Source organism: Derxia lacustris, from assembly GCF_002105195.1.
Lineage (GTDB): Bacteria > Pseudomonadota > Gammaproteobacteria > Burkholderiales > Burkholderiaceae_E > Derxia > Derxia lacustris.
Genome location: NZ_MUHU01000007.1, coordinates 100,347 through 116,303 on the forward strand (window position 1 = coordinate 100,347; position 15,957 = coordinate 116,303).

A 15,957-nucleotide genomic window follows, 5' to 3' on the forward strand; every position below is an offset into this window, starting at 1 on the left:
CTGTAGCAATCAGTACATAGTGAACAAGCGGAATTGCCGGTCCTGCAAAAGGGGCCGGATTTCATTTCATATTCAGTAATGGCATATGTCTTGCTAATTTTTCCGCGTCACGCTGTATTCTTATCTATATACAAGCGGCTGGCCCACGAAACCAAAAATCCCGCATCGATCCCGATCCGTTTGCACGCTGTTGCCGACGCTGCATCCGGCGGTCGGCTGGCGTGATCCGGCCGACATCGGTCAAATAGCCACGCCGATATTGCGCTGCAAAGGACTGCAAACGGCAATCGATGGTCGCTCCGGCAATGGCAGGCGCGCCAATGCCGGCAATTCGCTGGGCGGATCGGCTTATTGCCGCGTTTGCCCCTTGCCGCACCATTTTCCAAAGGAGTTCTGCAATGAATGTTGAATGGCTGTCGCTGGCGATCGACTGGGGCGTGCTCGGTCTGCTGGCCCTGCTCAGCGTGGTGGTCGTGGCCATCGGCATCGAGCGCGCGATGTACTTCCGCGGCGTGGACGTGAACGGCGCCGCCGATGCCAAGGCGCTGGAGCTGGCGCTGACGCGGCGGCTGTTCGTGATCGCCTCGGTGGCCAGCAATGCGCCTTATGTGGGGCTGCTCGGCACGGTGCTCGGGATCATGCTGACCTTCGACCGCATGGGCCACGGCGCGGTGGTCGATACCGGCCAGATCATGAGCGGGCTGGCGCTGGCGCTGAAGGCCACTGCGGCCGGTCTGGTGGTGGCGCTGGTCGCGGTGTCGCTCTACAACGCGCTGCTGCGCAAGACCAATGTGCTGCTGCTCGAATGGGAGATCGCCCATGCGCGATAAATCCTTCGAGAGCCTGAACATGGTGCCGTTCATCGACATCATGCTGGTGCTGCTGACCATCGTGCTCACCACCTCCAGCTTCATCGCGAGCGGGCGCATTCCGGTCAATCTGCCCAAGGCCAGCGCCAGCAACGACGAGGCGCGGCCGGCCGAGACCATCGAGATCGACGCGCAGGGCAAGCTGTTTCACGGCGGCGCCGAGGTGGATTCGGCCACGCTGCGCAGCCAGCTCGCGGCGCTGCCGCGCGACACGCCGGTGCTGCTGCGCGCCGACCGGGCGGTGGCGCTGCAAGGCTTCATCGACGTGGCCGATCTGCTCAAGCAGCTCGGCTTTGCCAAGGTGGCGGTACAGACCGAGACGGGGCATTCATGAACGAGATCGCATCCGGCCTGCGGCCACCCTGGCGACGCGGCGGCCCCGGCCCGGCCGCGCGGCTGCGCCGCCCGGTCGTGCGCTTCACCTTCGCCCAGGGGCTCGGCGTCTCGCTGCTGCTGCACGGCATGCTGCTGTCGCCCTGGCTGCTGCATCGGCCGACGCCCGAGCCGGCGTCGCAGCGGCTGACGATGGAGCTGTTCGGCATGGTCGGCACGCGCCAGGTCGCGGCGCGCACGGCGGCCAGTGCCGCCGCGCCGGCCGAAGGTGCGCCGCCGGCGCCGGCCGCGAGCCAGCAGCCGCGCCCGGCGCCGGCACCGCGTCCGGCGCCGACCGAGCGGCCCGATCCCGCCGCGCGGCGCGACACGCCACCCGATCCACGCCAATGGCGCACCGCCAATGACGGCCCGGTCGCGGCACCGGCGCCAGCGGCAGCCCCGGCCGCCGCGGCGAGCGCCTCGGCCAGCGCGGCGCCGCCGGCGCCAGCAGCGCAGGCTGGCGCGATGTCGGTCGAGGCGCGCGCGGCCGAGACGGTGAAGGCCCAGCCCGAGCCCGATGTGGGCGCGCTGCGGCGCTATGTGGCCGCGCTCACGCGGGCGATCCAGTCGCGGCTGGTCTATCCGGCCGAGGCGCGCCGCGCCGGGCTGGTCGGCACGACGGCGGTGCGCTTTGTCGTGACCGAGAGCGGCGAGATCCAGCCCGGCTCGCTGGCCGTGCATCGCGGCAGCGGCTCGGCCCTGCTCGACGACAACGCGCTGCGTGCGGCCCAGGCCAGCGCGCCGTTCGACCGGCCGCCGCGCCGCATGGAGGTGGTGCTCGACGTGGTGTTTGCCGAGGACCGCTAGCCCGCGACCCCGGCCGCATGCCGCGCGGCCACATAGCCAAAGGTCATCGCCGGCCCGAGGTTGATGCCGCCCGACGGATAGAAGCCGCCCATCACGCTGGCCATGTCGGTGCCGGCCGCGTAGAGCCCGGCAATCGGCTGGCCGCGCTCGTCGAGCACCTGGGCCGCGCCGTTGGTCCTGAGCCCGGCAAAGGTGCCGAAGCAGCCGGGCCGCACTTTCACCGCATAGAACGGCCCGTGCTCGATCGGCGCGACGCAGGGATTGGGGCCGGCGTGCAGCGCATCGCCCTGCTTGCGGTTGTAGGGCGTGGAGCCGCGACCGAATTGCGGATCGCTGCCGTGGCGCGCATGCGCGTTGAACTCGCGCACCGTGCGCGCCAGCCCGTCCGGATCGATGCCGCAGCGCTCGGCCAGCGCGGTGATGGACGCCGCGCGTTGCAGATAGCCGCTGTGCACGAAGGGCTGGACCGGCACCGGAAACGGCCGCGAATGGCCGAGCCCGTAACGGCGCTGGAAGCGGTGATCGCAGATGAGCCAGGACGCGACTTCCTCGCCCGCCGGCGCGGCCGCCACCATCGCCGCCGTGTAGTCGTAATAGCCGTCGGCCTCGTTGACGAAGCGCCGGCCGTTGGACAGCACGCCGATGATCCCGGGCTTGGCGCGGTCGATGATGTGCGGGAAATGGCCGCTGCTGCCGTCGGCATGCCGCACCAGCGAGACCGGCGCCCAGGCCACCGGCGAGGCCAGATCGGTGGCGAGCCGGCCGCCGGCCGATTCACCCAGGCCGATGCCGTCGCCCGAGCAGCTTTCCGGCGGCAGCGCCAGATGCTCGCGGCCGCTCGGCGTGCGCGGGAACAGCGTGCGCCGTCGTGCGATGTCGTTGGGAAAGCCGCCGGCCGCCAGCACCACGCCGCGCGCCGCGCGGATCTGGATCGGGCCGTGGGCGCCGGCGACGACCGCGCCGGTCACCGCGCCCGCGGCGCCGAACAGCAGCCGCTCGGCCGGCGCCGATTCAATGAAGCGCACGCCGAGCTTGTCGGCCGATTTCGCGAGCCGGCCGACCAGCGCCACGCCGTTGACCAGATGCATCGCGCGGCCATGCAGCGCCAGATCGCGCAGATGGCGCACGAAGCGCCCGACCACATGCGCGAACGACTTGAACGAGCGCGTCATCGTGAGAAAGGCGGTGAGATCGGCGCCGGCCATGATCGGCATGCCCATGAACGAGGTCTCGCGCATGGTCGGGCGCAGCCGGTGCAGCAGCGGGCCGAGCTCGCGCGCGTTGTAGGGCGCGGCGATCACCTGATGGCCCTGTATGCCGGCGCCGGGCGTGTTGCCGTGCACGTCGGGAATGCCGTTGCCGTCGGCGAATTGCAGCTCGGTATTGCGCTCGAAGAACGCGACCATCGGGCCGCAGTTGTCGAGGAAGGCGTCGATGCGCTCGGGGTCGTAGCGCTCGCCGAGTTCATGGCGCAGATAGGTGCGCGGCTGCTGCGGGTCTTCGTCGATGCCGGCGCGTTTTGCCAGCGGATTGCCCGGCACCCACATCCAGCCGCCCGACCAGGCGGTCGCGCCGCCGAGCCTGGCGTCCTTCTCGACGACGATCACCTTCAGCCCGTGCCATGCGGCGGTGACGGCCGCCGACAGACCGGCCGCGCCCGAGCCGACGACGAGCAGATCGCAGTCGAGGGTTTGCGGCGGGCTCATGCGGCGGCCTTCAGATCGATGCCGGCCAGCATCCGCTCGGTCGCGATGCGCAGCCGCGTCGCGCGCTCGACCGCGCCGACGGTCCGGGCCAGCGCCTGCTGCGGAATCTCGACGCTCAGCGCGCTCGGCGCCTCGCCGACGGCACGCAGGATGCCGACCAGATCGATGCCGCCTTCGCCGGGCGGCAGCCGTTCGGCGCGGCCCTGGAACAGCAGCTCTTCGAGCGTCTCGGGCCGCTTCGCGGGCGCGTCGCAGAACTGCACATAGCCGAGGCGCGCCGGCGATGCGAGCGCGATCTGGTCGGCGGTGTTGAGCGCGCGGTCGAAATGGATCGGATCGATCAGCAGCCCGGCCTCGGGCATGCCGGTGGCCTCGACGATGCGCAGGCCCTGCACGAAGTCCCTGCAATCGGTCCAGGGCATCGGCTCAAGGTGCGGCCGGATGCCGTAGCGCCGGGCCAGCTCGCAGGTGGCGGCGAGGTTGGCGGTGAGCCGCGCCTCGTCCGGATCGTTGCCGGCGATGAGCGCGAAGCGCGCGCCGAGTTCGGCGCCGGTCGCGAACACCGGCTCGAAGTCGGCGACCACCGTCTCGGGCTTGAGCCGCAGGATTTCGATGTCGGAGGTGGTGATGCCGGTATCGGCCAGCACGCGCTTCATCTCGCGCACGGTGGGCGTGTCGCCGACGGTGTCGTGGGCCGGCTCGGTCGGCGTGGCCGGCACCAGTCGCAGGCCGATGTGGGCATAACCGGCGTCGGCGGCGCAGCGGATCATCGCGACCGGATCGAGTTCGAGCACGGTCAGCGCGGCGAGGGAGAGCGGAAGCTTCATTGCCAATGCTCCTTCTCAGCGCAGCGGCGAAAACGCGGCCGGCAGGCCGATGGTGGAAGTCATGTGCGTGAGATTGGCCGGCCCGCCAACCGGCGGCCAGACGCCGCTGGCGACGGCTTCGGCGCGGATGCGGCTGCGCTCGTCGACGCTCTTGTACGGCCAGATGTTGAGGAAGCGCGGCGATTCGCCGTCGAGCGCGTAGAAGGCGCCCACCAGCGGCGACAGCGCGCCGCGCGCCGGCATCGCCTGTTCCCAGGCGTCGATGGTGGCGCCGAGCGCGCCGTACTTGATGCCGTAGCTGCGCAGCTCGTAGACCGGGCCGCGCGCGCCGGTCTCCACTTCGGGCAGCCACGGGAAGCGCACGTAGGTTCCGGTTTCCAGCTTTTCGAGCCAGTCGGCGCAGCCGAGCGGATCGGGCGCGGCGAGCAGGCGCTGGCGCGCCTCGACCAGCGCATTGGCATCGTCGAAGCGGCGAAAGATCAGGATCTGGTTCAGCGCGCCGATGTCGGCATTCCACACGCCGAGCAGCTCGCCGCCGGCGGTCTTGAGATGTTCTTCGATGGCCGGCAGCGCCTTGCCTTGGGTGGCGACGCGGACGGTGAGGGTGGTGAGGTCGTAGATGCTCATGAGCGGCAGGAGTGAGAGGAAAAAACGGGCGCACGGCCCCGATCCGCAGGCCGGGCGGCCTGCGGCGGGACGGGCGTTGGTGACGGAAGGCGGGAGCGCCGCGCTCAGGCGCGCAGCAGGCTCGGCAGCGGTGGCGCGGGCAGTTGCACGTCGAGCCGCTTGAAGTAGTCGGACGACAGGCTGGCCAGCCCGATCTCGCGCGCGGCGTTGATGACCTCGGGCGCGATGCGCTGCATGCGCTCGGCATCGAGCCGGGCGGTCGGGCCGGCCACGCTCAGCGTGCCGAGCACGGCCTGGGTGTTGGGATGGCGCACCGCGACCGTCAGCGCGGCCAGGCCCAGCGTGGAGCAGTCGCTGACCGTGGCATAGCCGAGCGTGCGCGCGAGCCGCAGCCGCTCAAGCAGCTGCTCGATGGTTCGCGGTGCGTTGGGGCCGATGTCGGGCGCCTGGTTGAAGCCCTGGCGCGCGACCAGCATCAGCGCATCCTCGTCGCTCATGGTGGCGAGCCAGGCATGGCCGGTGGCGGTGCTGGTGAGCGGCGCGACCTGGCCCATGTCGGGGTCGTAGCGCAGGCCGCCGCGCGCGCCTTGCGCCTTGGCCACCCATACCTGACGGTCGCCGTCGGTCACGCCCAGTCGCGCCAGCTCGCCGGTGCTGGCGGCCAGCCGGTCGAGGATGGGCTGGGCCACATCGACCACGCCGCTGGCGGCCAGCAGGTTGAAGGCCAGCGTGACGAGGCGGGTGCTCAGGTAGTAGCGCAGGCTGGCGGCGTCCTGCCGCACATGGCCGAGCTCGGCCAGCTCGGCGAGCAGGCGGTGGGTCGCGCTCTTGGGAATGTCGAGCCGGTCGGCGATGTCCTGCAAGGGCAGGCCGGCGCCTTCGGTCGACAGCAGTTCGACGATCCCGAAGGCGCGCCCGAGTTGGGTCTGACTGGCCATCTGCATGCTCCTGTATCGACATGATCTCGTTCGATATAGGAACTCAGTTCCAGAATTGACGCAAGTCTTGAAACGACGCTCAGATGGCGTTGAGCAGCGAATGCGCGCCTTCGAGCAGGATCGGCAGCACCCGTTCCACGGTCTGTTCGGTGCTCTCCTTGCTCATCACCAGACTCACGCTGAGCGCGCCGACCACCTCGCCGACGCGGTTGCGCAGCGATACCGCGATGCCGCGCACGTTCTGCTCCATCTGCTGTTCGAGCAGGGCATAGCCGGTCACGCGCGCGCGGTCGATGGCCTGGCGCACGCTGGTCCGGTCGATCATGGTGAAGGGCGTGAACGGGTGGAAGGTCTGGCGCGCGAGCCAGGCGTCGACCTGCTCGGACGACTGGGTCGAGAGCATCGCGATGCCGGCCGACGATACCGACGCCGGCACCCGCGCGCCGAGCACGAAGCCCACGTTCTGCACCCGGTTCACGCCGTTGCGCGCCACGTAGACCACATCGTCGCCGTCGAGCACGGCGCAATAGGCGGCCTCGCCGACCAGCCCGGTGATGCGTTGCAGATAGGGCTGGACGGTGCGCGGCAGCCGGGCCGATTCCAGATAGCTCCAGCCCAGCCGCAGCACGCGCGGCGTGAGCCAGAACAGCTTGCCGTCGCTGGCCGCATAGCCCAGATGCACGAGCGTGAGCAGATAGCGCCGCGCGGCGGTGCGGGTGAGGCCGGCGCGCTCGGCGGCCTGGGTGGCGGTGAGGCGCGGATTGGCGTGGTCGAAGGCGGTGATGACGGCGAGGCCGTATTCGAGGCCGGCGATCCAGTCGCGCTTGTTGAGGTCGGTGGGCATCGGTGGGCAGGAACGGGCAGGGCGGCGGCGCCGGCCCAACTGCCGGCGCCGCCACCGCGCGGAATCGAGGCCGCATGATGCGCGATCAGCGCGCGTCCGGGCGCATTGGCCCGGTTGGGCGCGGGCCTGTTCCGACCGGCGGCGCGGCGTTCAGAGATCGATGACGAGCCGGGCGCTGCGGGCGCGCGAGCAGCAGGGCGTGAACTGGTCGTTCATCGCGTGTTCCTCGTCCGTCAGATAGAGGTCGCGGTGATCGGGCTCGCCGGCCAGCACGCGCGTCAGGCAGGTGCCGCACACGCCCTGTTCGCAGGACAGCATCACCTCGATGCCGGCTGCGCCGAGCGCCTGGGCCACGGTCCGGTCGGCCGGCACCGTGACCACGCGGCCGCTGCGCGCGAGTTCCACTTCGAACGCCCGGTCGCCTGCCTGCGCGGCCACCTCGGCACCAAAGAATTCGTAGTGCAGCCGGTCCTCGGGCCAGCCGGCGGCGCGCGCCGTGCCGAGCACCGCATCCATGAAGCCGCGCGGGCCGCAGACGTAGAGATGCGTGCCGGCATCGGGCCCGGCGAGCAGTTCGGCGAGGTCGGCGCGCTGCTCGGGCGGGCCGTCGTCGGCATGCAGCGCCACCCGCGCGGCGAAGGGCGCGGCGGCGATGCGTTCGCGGAAGGCCATGCGTTCGAGCGAGCGGCCGAAGTAGTGCATGCGGAAGTCGGCGCCGCGCTGCGTCAGCGCCTCGGCCATGGCCAGGATCGGCGTGACGCCGATGCCGCCGGCCAGCAGCAGGCTGCGCGCCGCGCCGGCAGCGAGCGGGAAGTGGTTGCGCGGCGCGCCGATGGTGAGCGTCGCGCCTTCGGCCACGAGCTCATGCAGCGCCTGCGAGCCGCCGCGCGAGGCAGGATCGCGCAGCACGCCGATCAGGTAGCGGTGGGTCTCGCCGGGCGGGTTGCACAGCGAGTACTGGCGCACCAGGCCATTGGGCAGATGCACGTCGATGTGCGCGCCGGCCTCGAAGGGCGGGAGGCTGGCGCCGGCCGCCGGCAGCAGCTCGAAGGAGCAGATGTCGGCCGCCTCGCTGCGCCTGCGTGCCACGCGCACCGTGAGCGTCGTCATGCCGGCACTCCGGCGCGGGCGGCCGCCTCGTCGGCCAGCATGCGGTCGAGCACGCGGCGCGCCTGCACGCCGCCGGCGTCGATGTTGAGCTTGAGCAGCGCGCGCTCGGGCCAGGCCAGCAGGTTGCGCTGCTGCGATTCGAGCATCTGCAAGTCCTCGGCAAAGATCGCGCCCTGGTTCTGCCGGATGCTGTCGGTGAGTGCCGCGTCGCCGGCCTGGAAGTGGCGCGCCAGGCCCCAGAAGTACCAGTGCGAGGTGGCGGTCTCGGGCGTGATGAAGTCGACCACGATGCCGTCGGCCTTGACCTCGGCCGGCGCGTCGAAGCCGCCCTTGCCGGCATGCGCCACGCCCACGTCGATCAGCACATGGCTGGGCGGAAAGAAGCGGCACTTCTGCCAGCGGTCGACCGGGATGTCGTCGCGCAGGCCGTTGGCGCGCAGCGCGGCCTGCCAGAACGGCGGCGGCATCACGCCATGCATGTCGCGCTCGGTGACGACCAGATTGCCGTCGACGCGTGTGGCCGGCGCGGCCTCGTCGATCTCCTTCTGGCCGATGCTGGTGGCGTGCACATAGGTCTCGTGCGTGAGGTCCATCAGGTTGTCGATCATCAGCCGGTAGTCGCACTGCACGTTGTAGATGCCGCCGCCATAGGCCCAGTCGGGCCGGTCGGCCCAGGGCAGGCGGTGGATGGTTTCCGGGTCGGCCAGTGCCGCGTCGCCGGGCCAGATCCAGATGAAGCCGTAGCGCTCCTCGACCGCAAAGCTGCGCACCGCCGGAAAGCCGCGCACCCGCTGGCCGGGCATGGCCACGGTGCGGCCGTCGCAGCCCATTTCCAGACCGTGATAGCCGCATTGCAGCCGGCCGCCGCAGACCTTGCCGAGCGACATCGGCGCGCCGCGATGCGGGCAGAAATCCTCCACCGCCGCGACCTTGCCGTCGGGCCCGCGAAAGAAGGCGATGCGCTCGCCGCAGATGGTGCGGCCAAGCGGCTTGTCGGCGGGCAGTTCGGCGGGCGTGCAGGCCACGTACCAGGCGTTCATCGGGAACATGTCGGCGTCTCTCCGGGTAGTCATTCAGTGCACGGAATGATGACTTGCGCGACCGGCTCGAAGCTCTCGGTGATTTCCCGAAGAGGCAGGCGGAATGCGGCTTTGGCGGGCCGGCGCTGCTGCGGTGCAGAATCGCCGGCTTCCCATCACCGGCAGCCCTCGCCATGTCAGATCAGCCGACCGACGCGCTCTCGATCGACCTTTACGACCAGCCCGGCCATCTGATCCGGCGCGCGCAGCAGATTGCGGTGTCGGTGTTCCACGAGACGGTCGGGCGCGACGTGACGCCGGTGCAGTACGCGATCCTGCGCATGCTCCAGGAGCGGCCCGGCATCGATCAGGTGACGCTGGCGCAGGAGGTGGCGCTCGACACCTCGACCGCCGCCGAGATCGCGGCGCGGCTCGAAGCCAAGGGCTGGATCGTGCGCGAGCTGCTGGCGCGCCGGCAGCGCCGGCTGGTGCTCACGCCCGAGGGCAGCGCGCTGCTGGCCGAGCTGGTGCCCGGCGTGCACGAGATGCAGGAGCGGCTGATGGGCAGCCTGGAGGACGACGAGCGGCGCGAGTTTTTGCGGCTGCTGCGCAAGTTCGTGCATCTCAACAACGAGCAGAGCCGGGCGCCGTTGCGGCGCAGCGAAGCCGGGCCGGCCGCGAGCGAATGACGACCGGCGCGGCGCGCCGTCAGGCCTCGGCCAGCCGGCGCCGGCCGTGCAGGCGGAATTCGGTCGGCCGCAGCCCGGTCTGCTTGCGGAAGAAGCGGCCGAAGTAGGCCTCGTCCTCGAAGCCGAGCTGGGCCGCGATCTGCTTGACGCTGAGCGACGAGTAGATCAGCTCGCGCTGGGCTTCATGCACCACGCGGCGGTTGATGACATCGAGCGACGACATGCCGAGCAGCTCGCGGCACAGGCGGGTGAGCTGGCCGGCGGTCACGCCCATCGCGGTGGCATAGGCGTCCACGCCCTTGCGCTCGCGAAAGCCCGCATCGACCAGCGCGCGGAAGCGCTCGATCTGCGCCGCCTTGCGCGAGCGCGCGCCGCCGTCGGCCGGGGCGAGCGCGCCGATGCGCGCGATCTGCACGAACAGCGCGGTCATCAGCGCCATGCCGGCGGCCACCTGCCCGGGCGCATGCACCTGGGCTTCGCGCGCGATGGCGTCGAACAGCGGCATCAGCGCATCGGCATGGCGCGAGCCGGCATCGACCGCGATCACGGCAGGCCGGCGCAGCGTGTCGAGCAACTCGGGCGCGGCGGTGCCGGCGAGCGATTCGAGCGGGCGCTGGGCCACGGTGACGACCGGCCCGTCGACATCGCGCGAGAAGTGAAAGCCATGCACCGAGCGCGCCGGCGCGACGATGAGCGTGCCCGGCTGCACCGGCCATTTGCGGCCGTCGATGAAGGCTTCGCCGCCGCCGCTGCGCACGAACAGCACCTGGATCATCGAGTCGTGCACATGCGGCTTGATCTCCCAGTTGAAGGCGCTGGAGCGCTCGGTGATGCGCTCGAAATGCACGATGGCCTGCCAGTCGGGATCGGCCGCCACGCCGTAGAGCGCGAAGTTGGGAACCTGCCGGGCGGGCGCCGGCGGTTGCGGGTTTTCAGCAGGTCGCATGCACGAATTGTCCTGTTCTTGGCTGGATTTGTCGATTTACCGACCGGCTCGCCTGACCGGATGATCGCCTCCCATTGCAGCAGCACATTCACCGGGAGACAGGACTTGAACATGCATGCACTGAGGCTTTCTCGCAGGCTCGGCCAGAGGCTGGCCGCAACCGAGGGTATGCCCGAATCGTCTGGTGTTGCCGGCGCCGTGGCCTGCGGGTTTTCCCGCGCCGGCGAGCGGGGCCGGGCATGAGTGCGGCGCTGCTGTCGGTGGTGGCCGAGGCCGACTGGCTCGGGCTGGCCGGCCGCACGATCGTGGTGACCGGCGCGGCCAGCGGCATCGGCGCGGCGGTGGCCGAGGGCGCGGCCCGGGCCGGCGCACGGGTCGCGCTGCTCGACCGCGACGCGGCCGGCGCCGAGCGGCTGGCGGCAGCGCTTGCGGCGCGCGGTCACCGGGCGCTGGCGCTGCAATGCGACATCTCGGACGAGGCCGGCGTGCTCGCCGCGGCGGCCCGCGTCGAGGCCGAACTCGGGCCGGCGGACGGGCTGGTCAACAACGCCGGCCTGCTGCGCGCCGGCGCGCTCGGCGAGGTGTCGCTGGCCGACTGGAATGCGGTGCTCGGCGTCAACCTCACCGGCTATCTGCTCTGCTCGCGCAGCTTTGGCGCGCAGATGACGGCGCGCGGCCGCGGCAGCATCGTCAACGTGGCATCGATCGCAGGCTGCCATCCGCAGACCCGCAGCGGCGCCTACAGCGCGAGCAAGGCCGGCGTGCTGCTGCTGTCGCGCCAGATGGCGGCCGAATGGGGCCCGGCCGGCGTGCGCAGCAATGCCATCTGCCCCGGAATGATCCGCACCGCGCTGTCCGAAAAGTTCTACGAGCAGCCGGGGCTGGAGCAGCGCCGCGCGGCCATCACCGCCAGCCGGCGCATCGGCCGGCCCGACGACATCGCCGAGGTCGCGCTGTTCCTGCTCAGCGACCGCGCCGGCTATGTCAACGGCGCCGAGCTGATGGTCGACGGCGGCATGAGCGCCATGCTCATGGACCTGGTGCCGCGCCCCGGCTTCAACGACAGCGCCGAACGCGCCCCGGCCGCCGCCTGACGCGGCGCCGACCTCAAACCCATCCCACGCCCCCGCTCCGGCAGCGCGTCTGCGCCGCCGGCAGGGGAGCGCTTTGCCCGGAGGAAACAGGCATGGCCAATCTCACCGACAGCAGCCTTGGGCGCCCGCTCGACTGCGACCTGCTCGTGATCGGCGCCGGCGCCGGCGGCCTCTCGACCGCCATCGTCGCCAAGAAGCACGGCCTCGACGTGATCGTCATCGAGAAGGATCGCCACTTCGGCGGCACCACCGCGTTCTCGGGCGGCGTGCTGTGGATTCCGGGCAATCCGGTCTCGGCCCGCAGCGGCGTGCGCGACAGCCGCGAAGCCGCGCTCACCTATCTGAAGAACGAAACCGGCGCGTACTACGACGCGGCGGCGGTCGAGGCCTTCCTCGATGCCGGGCCCGAAATGGTCGACTGGTTCGAGCGCGAGACCGAGGTGAAATTCATCCCCACGCTCTATCCCGACTACCACCCGACCGTGCCCGGCGGCGTCGACATCGGCCGCTCGATCCTGGCCGCGCCCTACGACATCCGCAATCTCGGCGCCGACATGGACCGGCTGCGTCCGCCGCTCCAGACCATCACCTTCATCGGGATGATGTTCAACTCGTCGAACGCGGATCTGAAGCACTTCTTCAACGCGACGAAGTCGCTGAAGTCGGCCATCTACGTCGCGAAGCGGCTGGCGGCGCATCTGAAGGAATTGGCGCTGTACCGGCGCGGCGTGCAGGTGACGAGCGGCAATGCGCTCGCGGCGCGGCTGGCCAAATCGGCGCTCGCGCTCGGCATTCCCATCCTCACCGGCACGCCGGCGCGCGAGCTGATCGTGGCCGATGGCCGCGTGACTGGCGCACTGGCGCGCGGCCCGAACGGCGACTTGCGCATCGGCGCGCGGCGCGGCGTGGTGCTGGCCAGCGGCGGCTTCTCGCACGACGTGCAGCGGTTGCGGCGCGCCTATCCGCATGTACGGCGCGGCGGCGAGCATCTGTCGCCGGTGCCCGAAGCCAATACCGGCGACGGCGCGCGGCTGGCCGAGCAGGCCGGCGGCAGGGTCGACATCCGGCTCAAGGATGCGGCGGCCTGGATGCCGGTGTCGCGCGTGCCGCTGGCGGGCGGGCGCTTCGGCGTGTTCCCGCATCTGCTCGACCGCTACAAGCCCGGGATCATCGGCGTGACGCGGCAGGGCAAGCGCTTCTGCAACGAGAGCGAGAGCTATCACGACGTGGGTGCCGCGATGATCGAGGCCTGCCGGCACGAGGCCGAGACCGCGATGTGGCTCATCTGCGATCACGCCACGATCCGCAAGTACGGCCTGGGCTTTGCCAAGCCGGCGCCGGTGCCGCTGGCCGGGCTGATCGCCAAGGGCTATCTGACCAGGGGCGCGACGCTGGCCGAACTGGGCGCCAAGGCCGGCATCGACGGCGCGGCGCTGGAAGCCACGGTGCGCGAGTACAACCTGGGCGCGGCGCAGGGCGAGGACCGCCAGTTCGGGCGCGGCAGCACGGCGTTCAACCGCTATCTGGCCGATCCGGCCAACCGGCCCAACCCCTGCGTGGCCCCGGTCGGCGCCGGCCCCTACTACGCGCTCAAGGTCGTGATGGGCGACCTCGGCAGCTTCGACGGCATCCGCACCGACACCGTGGGCCGGGTGCTGCACGACGACGGCAGCGCCATCGCCGGCCTGTACGCGGTGGGCAACGACCGCGCCAGCATGATGGGCGGCAACTATCCCGGCGCCGGCATCACGCTCGGGCCGATCATGACCTTCGGCTATCTGACGGCGCGGCACATCGCCGGCGTGCCGGAGCGCGCGGCGCCGGCGGCCCGGGTGCAGTCGCTGGCCGATGCGGCGCTCGCCGGCGCGGCCGCCAGCGCGCTCGATGCCACTGCCGCGCGGTCGGCGCAGGGGGCCGGCAATGTCGCCTAAGCCGCTCGTCGATCACCGCATCTACACCATCGTGCCGCGCCGCATGGCCGAGTTCATCGACGTGTTCGACCGGCTCGCGATGCCGATCCTGCTCGAATGCCTCGGCCATCCGCTCGGCTTTCACACCAGCCTGGTCGGGCCGCAGAACCAGTTCGTGCATCTGTGGGGCTATGACGATCTGGCCGACTTCGAGCGGCGCAGCGCACGGCGCGATGCGCATCCCGATTTCCCGGCCTATCTGCAGGCGTCGGCGCATCTGATCGTGGCGCAGGAGACGCGGCTGATCCGCGCCCTGACCCTGCCGAGCGTGAAAGGCTGGCGCGATGGACGGGCTTGATCCGGCGCCGGCAGCGGCCGGCTGCGCGCAGGACTTCGCGGGGCTGGTCGCGCTCGTGACCGGCGGCGCCGCCGGCATCGGCTGGGCCACGGCGCAAAGGCTTGCGGCTGGCGGCGCCAGCGTGGTCATCGCCGATCTCGACGGCGCGGCGGCCGAGGCGCGCGCCGCCGGGCTGGGCGCGGGGAAGGGCGCGCGCCACGCCGCCCATGCGCTCGACGTGAGCGAGCCGGCGCAGGCCGCCGCCGTGGTCGCCCGCCTGCTGCGCGACTACGGCCGGCTCGACGTGCTCATCAACAACGCCGGTCTGCCCGAGGCGCCGGCCGCCACGCTCGACCAGGAGCTCGCCGCCTTCGAGCGCGTGCTGAAGGTGAATCTGCAAGGCAGCTTCGTCATGTGCCGCGAGGCCGGCCGCGCGATGCTGGCGGCGCGCGGTGGCGCCATCGTCAACCTCGCGTCGATCGCCGGGCTGGCCGGCATCCCTACGCGCAATGCCTATGGCGCGGCCAAGGCCGGCGTGGTCGCGCTGACGCGTTCGCTGGCCTGCGAATGGGCGCATGCGGGCATCCGCGTGAACGCCGTCGCGCCCGGCTATGTGCGCACCGCGCTCGTGGCCCGGCTCGAAGCGGCGGGCGGCATCGACAGCGCCGCCATCGCCGGCCGCACGCCGCTCGGCCGGCTCGCCGGGCCCGGGGAGATTGCCGAGGCCATCGCCTTCCTCGCCTCGCCGCGCGCCAGCTACATCACCGGCGCGACGCTCGCGGTGGACGGCGGCTGGCTCGCGCTCGGCGCGCCCGATTCGGCGCTGGCCGCATTGCGCGCCGATCCGCCATCCGCCGCAGGGGAGGCCGCCAACCGCTGACGTTTCACCCATCACGACGCCGCAGCAGCGGCGCATGCCAACCCCTCGGAGGAGACAACCCCGATGTTCACGATCAACCTGTTCAACGGCCTGGTGTACGGAGCGCTGCTCATCATCATGTCGTCGGGCCTGGCGCTCATCTACGGGCTGCGGCGCGTGGTCAATTTCGCGCACGGCTCGCTCTACATGCTGGGCGCCTATCTGGGCTACAGCATCGCGACCCAGACCAGTTTCTGGGTCGCGCTCATCGCCGCGCCGCTGGTCATGGCGGCGGTCGGCGCGCTGCTCGACCGCTATGCCTTCCGGCTGCTGCAGGACCGCGATCCGCTCACGGTCGTCCTCGTCACCTTCGGCCTGCTGCTGGTCATCGAGGACTTCGTGCAGACCGTCTGGGGCAAGGACAACCTCTCGGTGCCGGCGCCCGATCTGCTCAGCGTGTCGGTCGACCTGTTCGGCACGCCGGTGCCGGCCTACCGCATGGCGGTGGTGGCGGTGGGCGCGGCGGTCGCGCTGGGACTGGTGGGCTGGTTGCGCTTCTCGCGTGCCGGGCTGTTCGTGCGCGCCGCCAGTACCGATCCGACCACCACCGCGATGCAGGGCGTGAATACCGACGCGCTCAGCGCCACGGTGGTCGCGCTGGGCACGGCGCTGGCCGGGCTGGCCGGCGTGGTGGCCGCGCCCTTCCTGTCGCTGTCGCCGGCCATGAGCAGCGATGTGCTGATCGACTCCTTCGTGGTGGTGGTGATCGGCGGGCTCGGCAGCCTCATCGGCGCCTTCGTGGCGGCGGTGCTGCTGGGCCAGGTGCAGTCGCTCGGCGCGGTCTATCTGCCCGACGCGGCGGCGGTGATTCCGTTCGCGCTGATGGTGGCCATCCTGCTCTGGCGCCCGTCGGGTCTGGCCGGCAACCGCACCTGAGGCCGCCGCTCATGTCGCTTCTCCGTTCCCGGCGCGCGCTGGCGCGCCACTCCCTTCGCATCTGAGG

The 15,957-nt window shown here is 71.2% G+C and carries 17 protein-coding genes; 9 read left to right on the plus strand and 8 right to left on the minus strand.

The annotated features are described in order from the left end of the window. The first annotated feature begins 398 nt into the window (after positions 1–398). From exbB to B9P64_RS31005, 3 genes are read left to right on the plus strand one after another with little or no spacing between them, the layout of a single operon-like run. Positions 399–830, plus strand: coding sequence for a TonB-system energizer ExbB (gene exbB, locus B9P64_RS30995; protein WP_085315398.1), 432 nt, complete (start codon positions 399–401; stop codon positions 828–830). After that, positions 820–1,203 (plus strand): ExbD/TolR family protein, encoded by a 384-nt coding sequence (locus B9P64_RS31000; protein WP_085315399.1) that lies wholly within the window; start codon positions 820–822, stop codon positions 1,201–1,203. Before exbB ends, B9P64_RS31000 begins: the two co-directional genes overlap by 11 nt. Continuing rightward, a complete protein-coding gene (locus B9P64_RS31005; protein ID WP_139826177.1) occupies positions 1,200–2,048 on the plus strand; it encodes an energy transducer TonB in 849 nt (282 codons plus the stop codon). The genes B9P64_RS31000 and B9P64_RS31005 overlap by 4 nt, the downstream gene beginning before the upstream one ends. Here B9P64_RS31005 and B9P64_RS31010 read toward each other — a convergent pair. The 7 genes from B9P64_RS31010 to B9P64_RS31040 all read right to left on the minus strand — a co-directional run bounded on the left by B9P64_RS31010 (position 2,045) and on the right by B9P64_RS31040 (position 9,149). Next, positions 2,045–3,754 (minus strand): FAD-dependent oxidoreductase, encoded by a 1,710-nt coding sequence (locus tag B9P64_RS31010; protein ID WP_085315401.1) that lies wholly within the window; start codon positions 3,752–3,754, stop codon positions 2,045–2,047. The two genes, B9P64_RS31005 and B9P64_RS31010, sit on opposite strands and share 4 nt — an antisense overlap. Beyond that, positions 3,751–4,581: a sugar phosphate isomerase/epimerase family protein gene (locus B9P64_RS31015; RefSeq protein ID WP_085315402.1), complete on the minus strand. Its 831-nt coding sequence runs from the start codon at positions 4,579–4,581 to the stop codon at positions 3,751–3,753. Before B9P64_RS31015 ends, B9P64_RS31010 begins: the two co-directional genes overlap by 4 nt. A gap of 15 nt (positions 4,582–4,596) precedes the next feature. Further along, a complete protein-coding gene (locus B9P64_RS31020; RefSeq protein WP_085315403.1) occupies positions 4,597–5,208 on the minus strand; it encodes an NIPSNAP family protein in 612 nt (203 codons plus the stop codon). Between the two features lie 104 nt (positions 5,209–5,312). Then, positions 5,313–6,146: an IclR family transcriptional regulator gene (locus tag B9P64_RS31025; RefSeq protein WP_085315468.1), complete on the minus strand. Its 834-nt coding sequence runs from the start codon at positions 6,144–6,146 to the stop codon at positions 5,313–5,315. A gap of 79 nt (positions 6,147–6,225) precedes the next feature. After that, on the minus strand, positions 6,226–6,990 hold the full coding sequence (locus B9P64_RS31030; protein WP_085315404.1) for an IclR family transcriptional regulator domain-containing protein: 765 nt from the start codon (positions 6,988–6,990) through the stop codon (positions 6,226–6,228). Positions 6,991–7,140: 150 nt separating this feature from the next. Beyond that, positions 7,141–8,100, minus strand: a complete 960-nt coding sequence (locus B9P64_RS31035) for a PDR/VanB family oxidoreductase (protein ID WP_085315405.1) — start codon at positions 8,098–8,100, stop codon at positions 7,141–7,143. After that, the gene (locus B9P64_RS31040; protein WP_085315406.1) at positions 8,097–9,149 is read right to left on the minus strand and encodes an aromatic ring-hydroxylating oxygenase subunit alpha; all 1,053 of its coding nucleotides are present in this window, start codon (positions 9,147–9,149) and stop codon (positions 8,097–8,099) included. The genes B9P64_RS31035 and B9P64_RS31040 overlap by 4 nt, the downstream gene beginning before the upstream one ends. A gap of 164 nt (positions 9,150–9,313) precedes the next feature. On the opposite strand from B9P64_RS31040, the gene B9P64_RS31045 reads away from it, so the two are divergent. After that, positions 9,314–9,808, plus strand: a complete 495-nt coding sequence (locus B9P64_RS31045; protein ID WP_085315407.1) for a MarR family winged helix-turn-helix transcriptional regulator — start codon at positions 9,314–9,316, stop codon at positions 9,806–9,808. Between the two features lie 19 nt (positions 9,809–9,827). Here the strand turns inward: B9P64_RS31045 and B9P64_RS31050 are convergent, their stop codons facing one another. After that, positions 9,828–10,754 carry a helix-turn-helix domain-containing protein gene (locus tag B9P64_RS31050; RefSeq protein ID WP_085315408.1) on the minus strand — a complete coding sequence of 309 codons (927 nt, stop codon included), beginning with the start codon at positions 10,752–10,754 and terminating at the stop codon, positions 9,828–9,830. Positions 10,755–10,993: 239 nt separating this feature from the next. Between B9P64_RS31050 and B9P64_RS31055 the strand changes: the two genes are divergently transcribed. The 5 genes from B9P64_RS31055 (at position 10,994) to B9P64_RS31075 (ending at position 15,890) form a co-directional block, all read left to right on the plus strand. Next, positions 10,994–11,848, plus strand: a complete 855-nt coding sequence (locus B9P64_RS31055; RefSeq protein ID WP_085315409.1) for an SDR family NAD(P)-dependent oxidoreductase — start codon at positions 10,994–10,996, stop codon at positions 11,846–11,848. 92 nt (positions 11,849–11,940) lie between these two features. Continuing rightward, positions 11,941–13,779: an FAD-dependent oxidoreductase gene (locus B9P64_RS31060; RefSeq protein WP_085315410.1), complete on the plus strand. Its 1,839-nt coding sequence runs from the start codon at positions 11,941–11,943 to the stop codon at positions 13,777–13,779. Continuing rightward, complete coding sequence (locus B9P64_RS31065; RefSeq protein ID WP_085315411.1) at positions 13,769–14,116, plus strand: NIPSNAP family protein; 348 nt, start codon at positions 13,769–13,771, stop codon at positions 14,114–14,116. Before B9P64_RS31060 ends, B9P64_RS31065 begins: the two co-directional genes overlap by 11 nt. Next, positions 14,103–14,975 carry an SDR family NAD(P)-dependent oxidoreductase gene (locus tag B9P64_RS31070; protein WP_085315412.1) on the plus strand — a complete coding sequence of 291 codons (873 nt, stop codon included), beginning with the start codon at positions 14,103–14,105 and terminating at the stop codon, positions 14,973–14,975. The genes B9P64_RS31065 and B9P64_RS31070 overlap by 14 nt, the downstream gene beginning before the upstream one ends. 63 nt (positions 14,976–15,038) lie before the next feature. Beyond that, a complete protein-coding gene (locus B9P64_RS31075; protein WP_085315413.1) occupies positions 15,039–15,890 on the plus strand; it encodes a branched-chain amino acid ABC transporter permease in 852 nt (283 codons plus the stop codon). Positions 15,891–15,957 lie beyond the last annotated feature (67 nt).

Excerpts from the sequence above, each read along its gene's own strand:
- exbB (WP_085315398.1), top strand. The coding sequence starts at position 399 with ATGAATGTTGAATGGCTGTCGCTGGCGATCGACTGGGGCGTGCTCGGT.
- B9P64_RS31000 (WP_085315399.1), top strand. The coding sequence starts at position 820 with ATGCGCGATAAATCCTTCGAGAGCCTGAACATGGTGCCGTTCATCGAC.
- B9P64_RS31005 (WP_139826177.1), top strand. The coding sequence starts at position 1,200 with ATGAACGAGATCGCATCCGGCCTGCGGCCACCCTGGCGACGCGGCGGC.
- B9P64_RS31010 (WP_085315401.1), bottom strand. The coding sequence starts at position 3,754 with ATGAGCCCGCCGCAAACCCTCGACTGCGATCTGCTCGTCGTCGGCTCG.
- B9P64_RS31015 (WP_085315402.1), bottom strand. The coding sequence starts at position 4,581 with ATGAAGCTTCCGCTCTCCCTCGCCGCGCTGACCGTGCTCGAACTCGAT.
- B9P64_RS31020 (WP_085315403.1), bottom strand. The coding sequence starts at position 5,208 with ATGAGCATCTACGACCTCACCACCCTCACCGTCCGCGTCGCCACCCAA.
- B9P64_RS31025 (WP_085315468.1), bottom strand. The coding sequence starts at position 6,146 with ATGGCCAGTCAGACCCAACTCGGGCGCGCCTTCGGGATCGTCGAACTG.
- B9P64_RS31030 (WP_085315404.1), bottom strand. The coding sequence starts at position 6,990 with ATGCCCACCGACCTCAACAAGCGCGACTGGATCGCCGGCCTCGAATAC.
- B9P64_RS31035 (WP_085315405.1), bottom strand. The coding sequence starts at position 8,100 with ATGACGACGCTCACGGTGCGCGTGGCACGCAGGCGCAGCGAGGCGGCC.
- B9P64_RS31040 (WP_085315406.1), bottom strand. The coding sequence starts at position 9,149 with ATGTTCCCGATGAACGCCTGGTACGTGGCCTGCACGCCCGCCGAACTG.
- B9P64_RS31045 (WP_085315407.1), top strand. The coding sequence starts at position 9,314 with ATGTCAGATCAGCCGACCGACGCGCTCTCGATCGACCTTTACGACCAG.
- B9P64_RS31050 (WP_085315408.1), bottom strand. The coding sequence starts at position 10,754 with ATGCGACCTGCTGAAAACCCGCAACCGCCGGCGCCCGCCCGGCAGGTT.
- B9P64_RS31055 (WP_085315409.1), top strand. The coding sequence starts at position 10,994 with ATGAGTGCGGCGCTGCTGTCGGTGGTGGCCGAGGCCGACTGGCTCGGG.
- B9P64_RS31060 (WP_085315410.1), top strand. The coding sequence starts at position 11,941 with ATGGCCAATCTCACCGACAGCAGCCTTGGGCGCCCGCTCGACTGCGAC.
- B9P64_RS31065 (WP_085315411.1), top strand. The coding sequence starts at position 13,769 with ATGTCGCCTAAGCCGCTCGTCGATCACCGCATCTACACCATCGTGCCG.
- B9P64_RS31070 (WP_085315412.1), top strand. The coding sequence starts at position 14,103 with ATGGACGGGCTTGATCCGGCGCCGGCAGCGGCCGGCTGCGCGCAGGAC.
- B9P64_RS31075 (WP_085315413.1), top strand. The coding sequence starts at position 15,039 with ATGTTCACGATCAACCTGTTCAACGGCCTGGTGTACGGAGCGCTGCTC.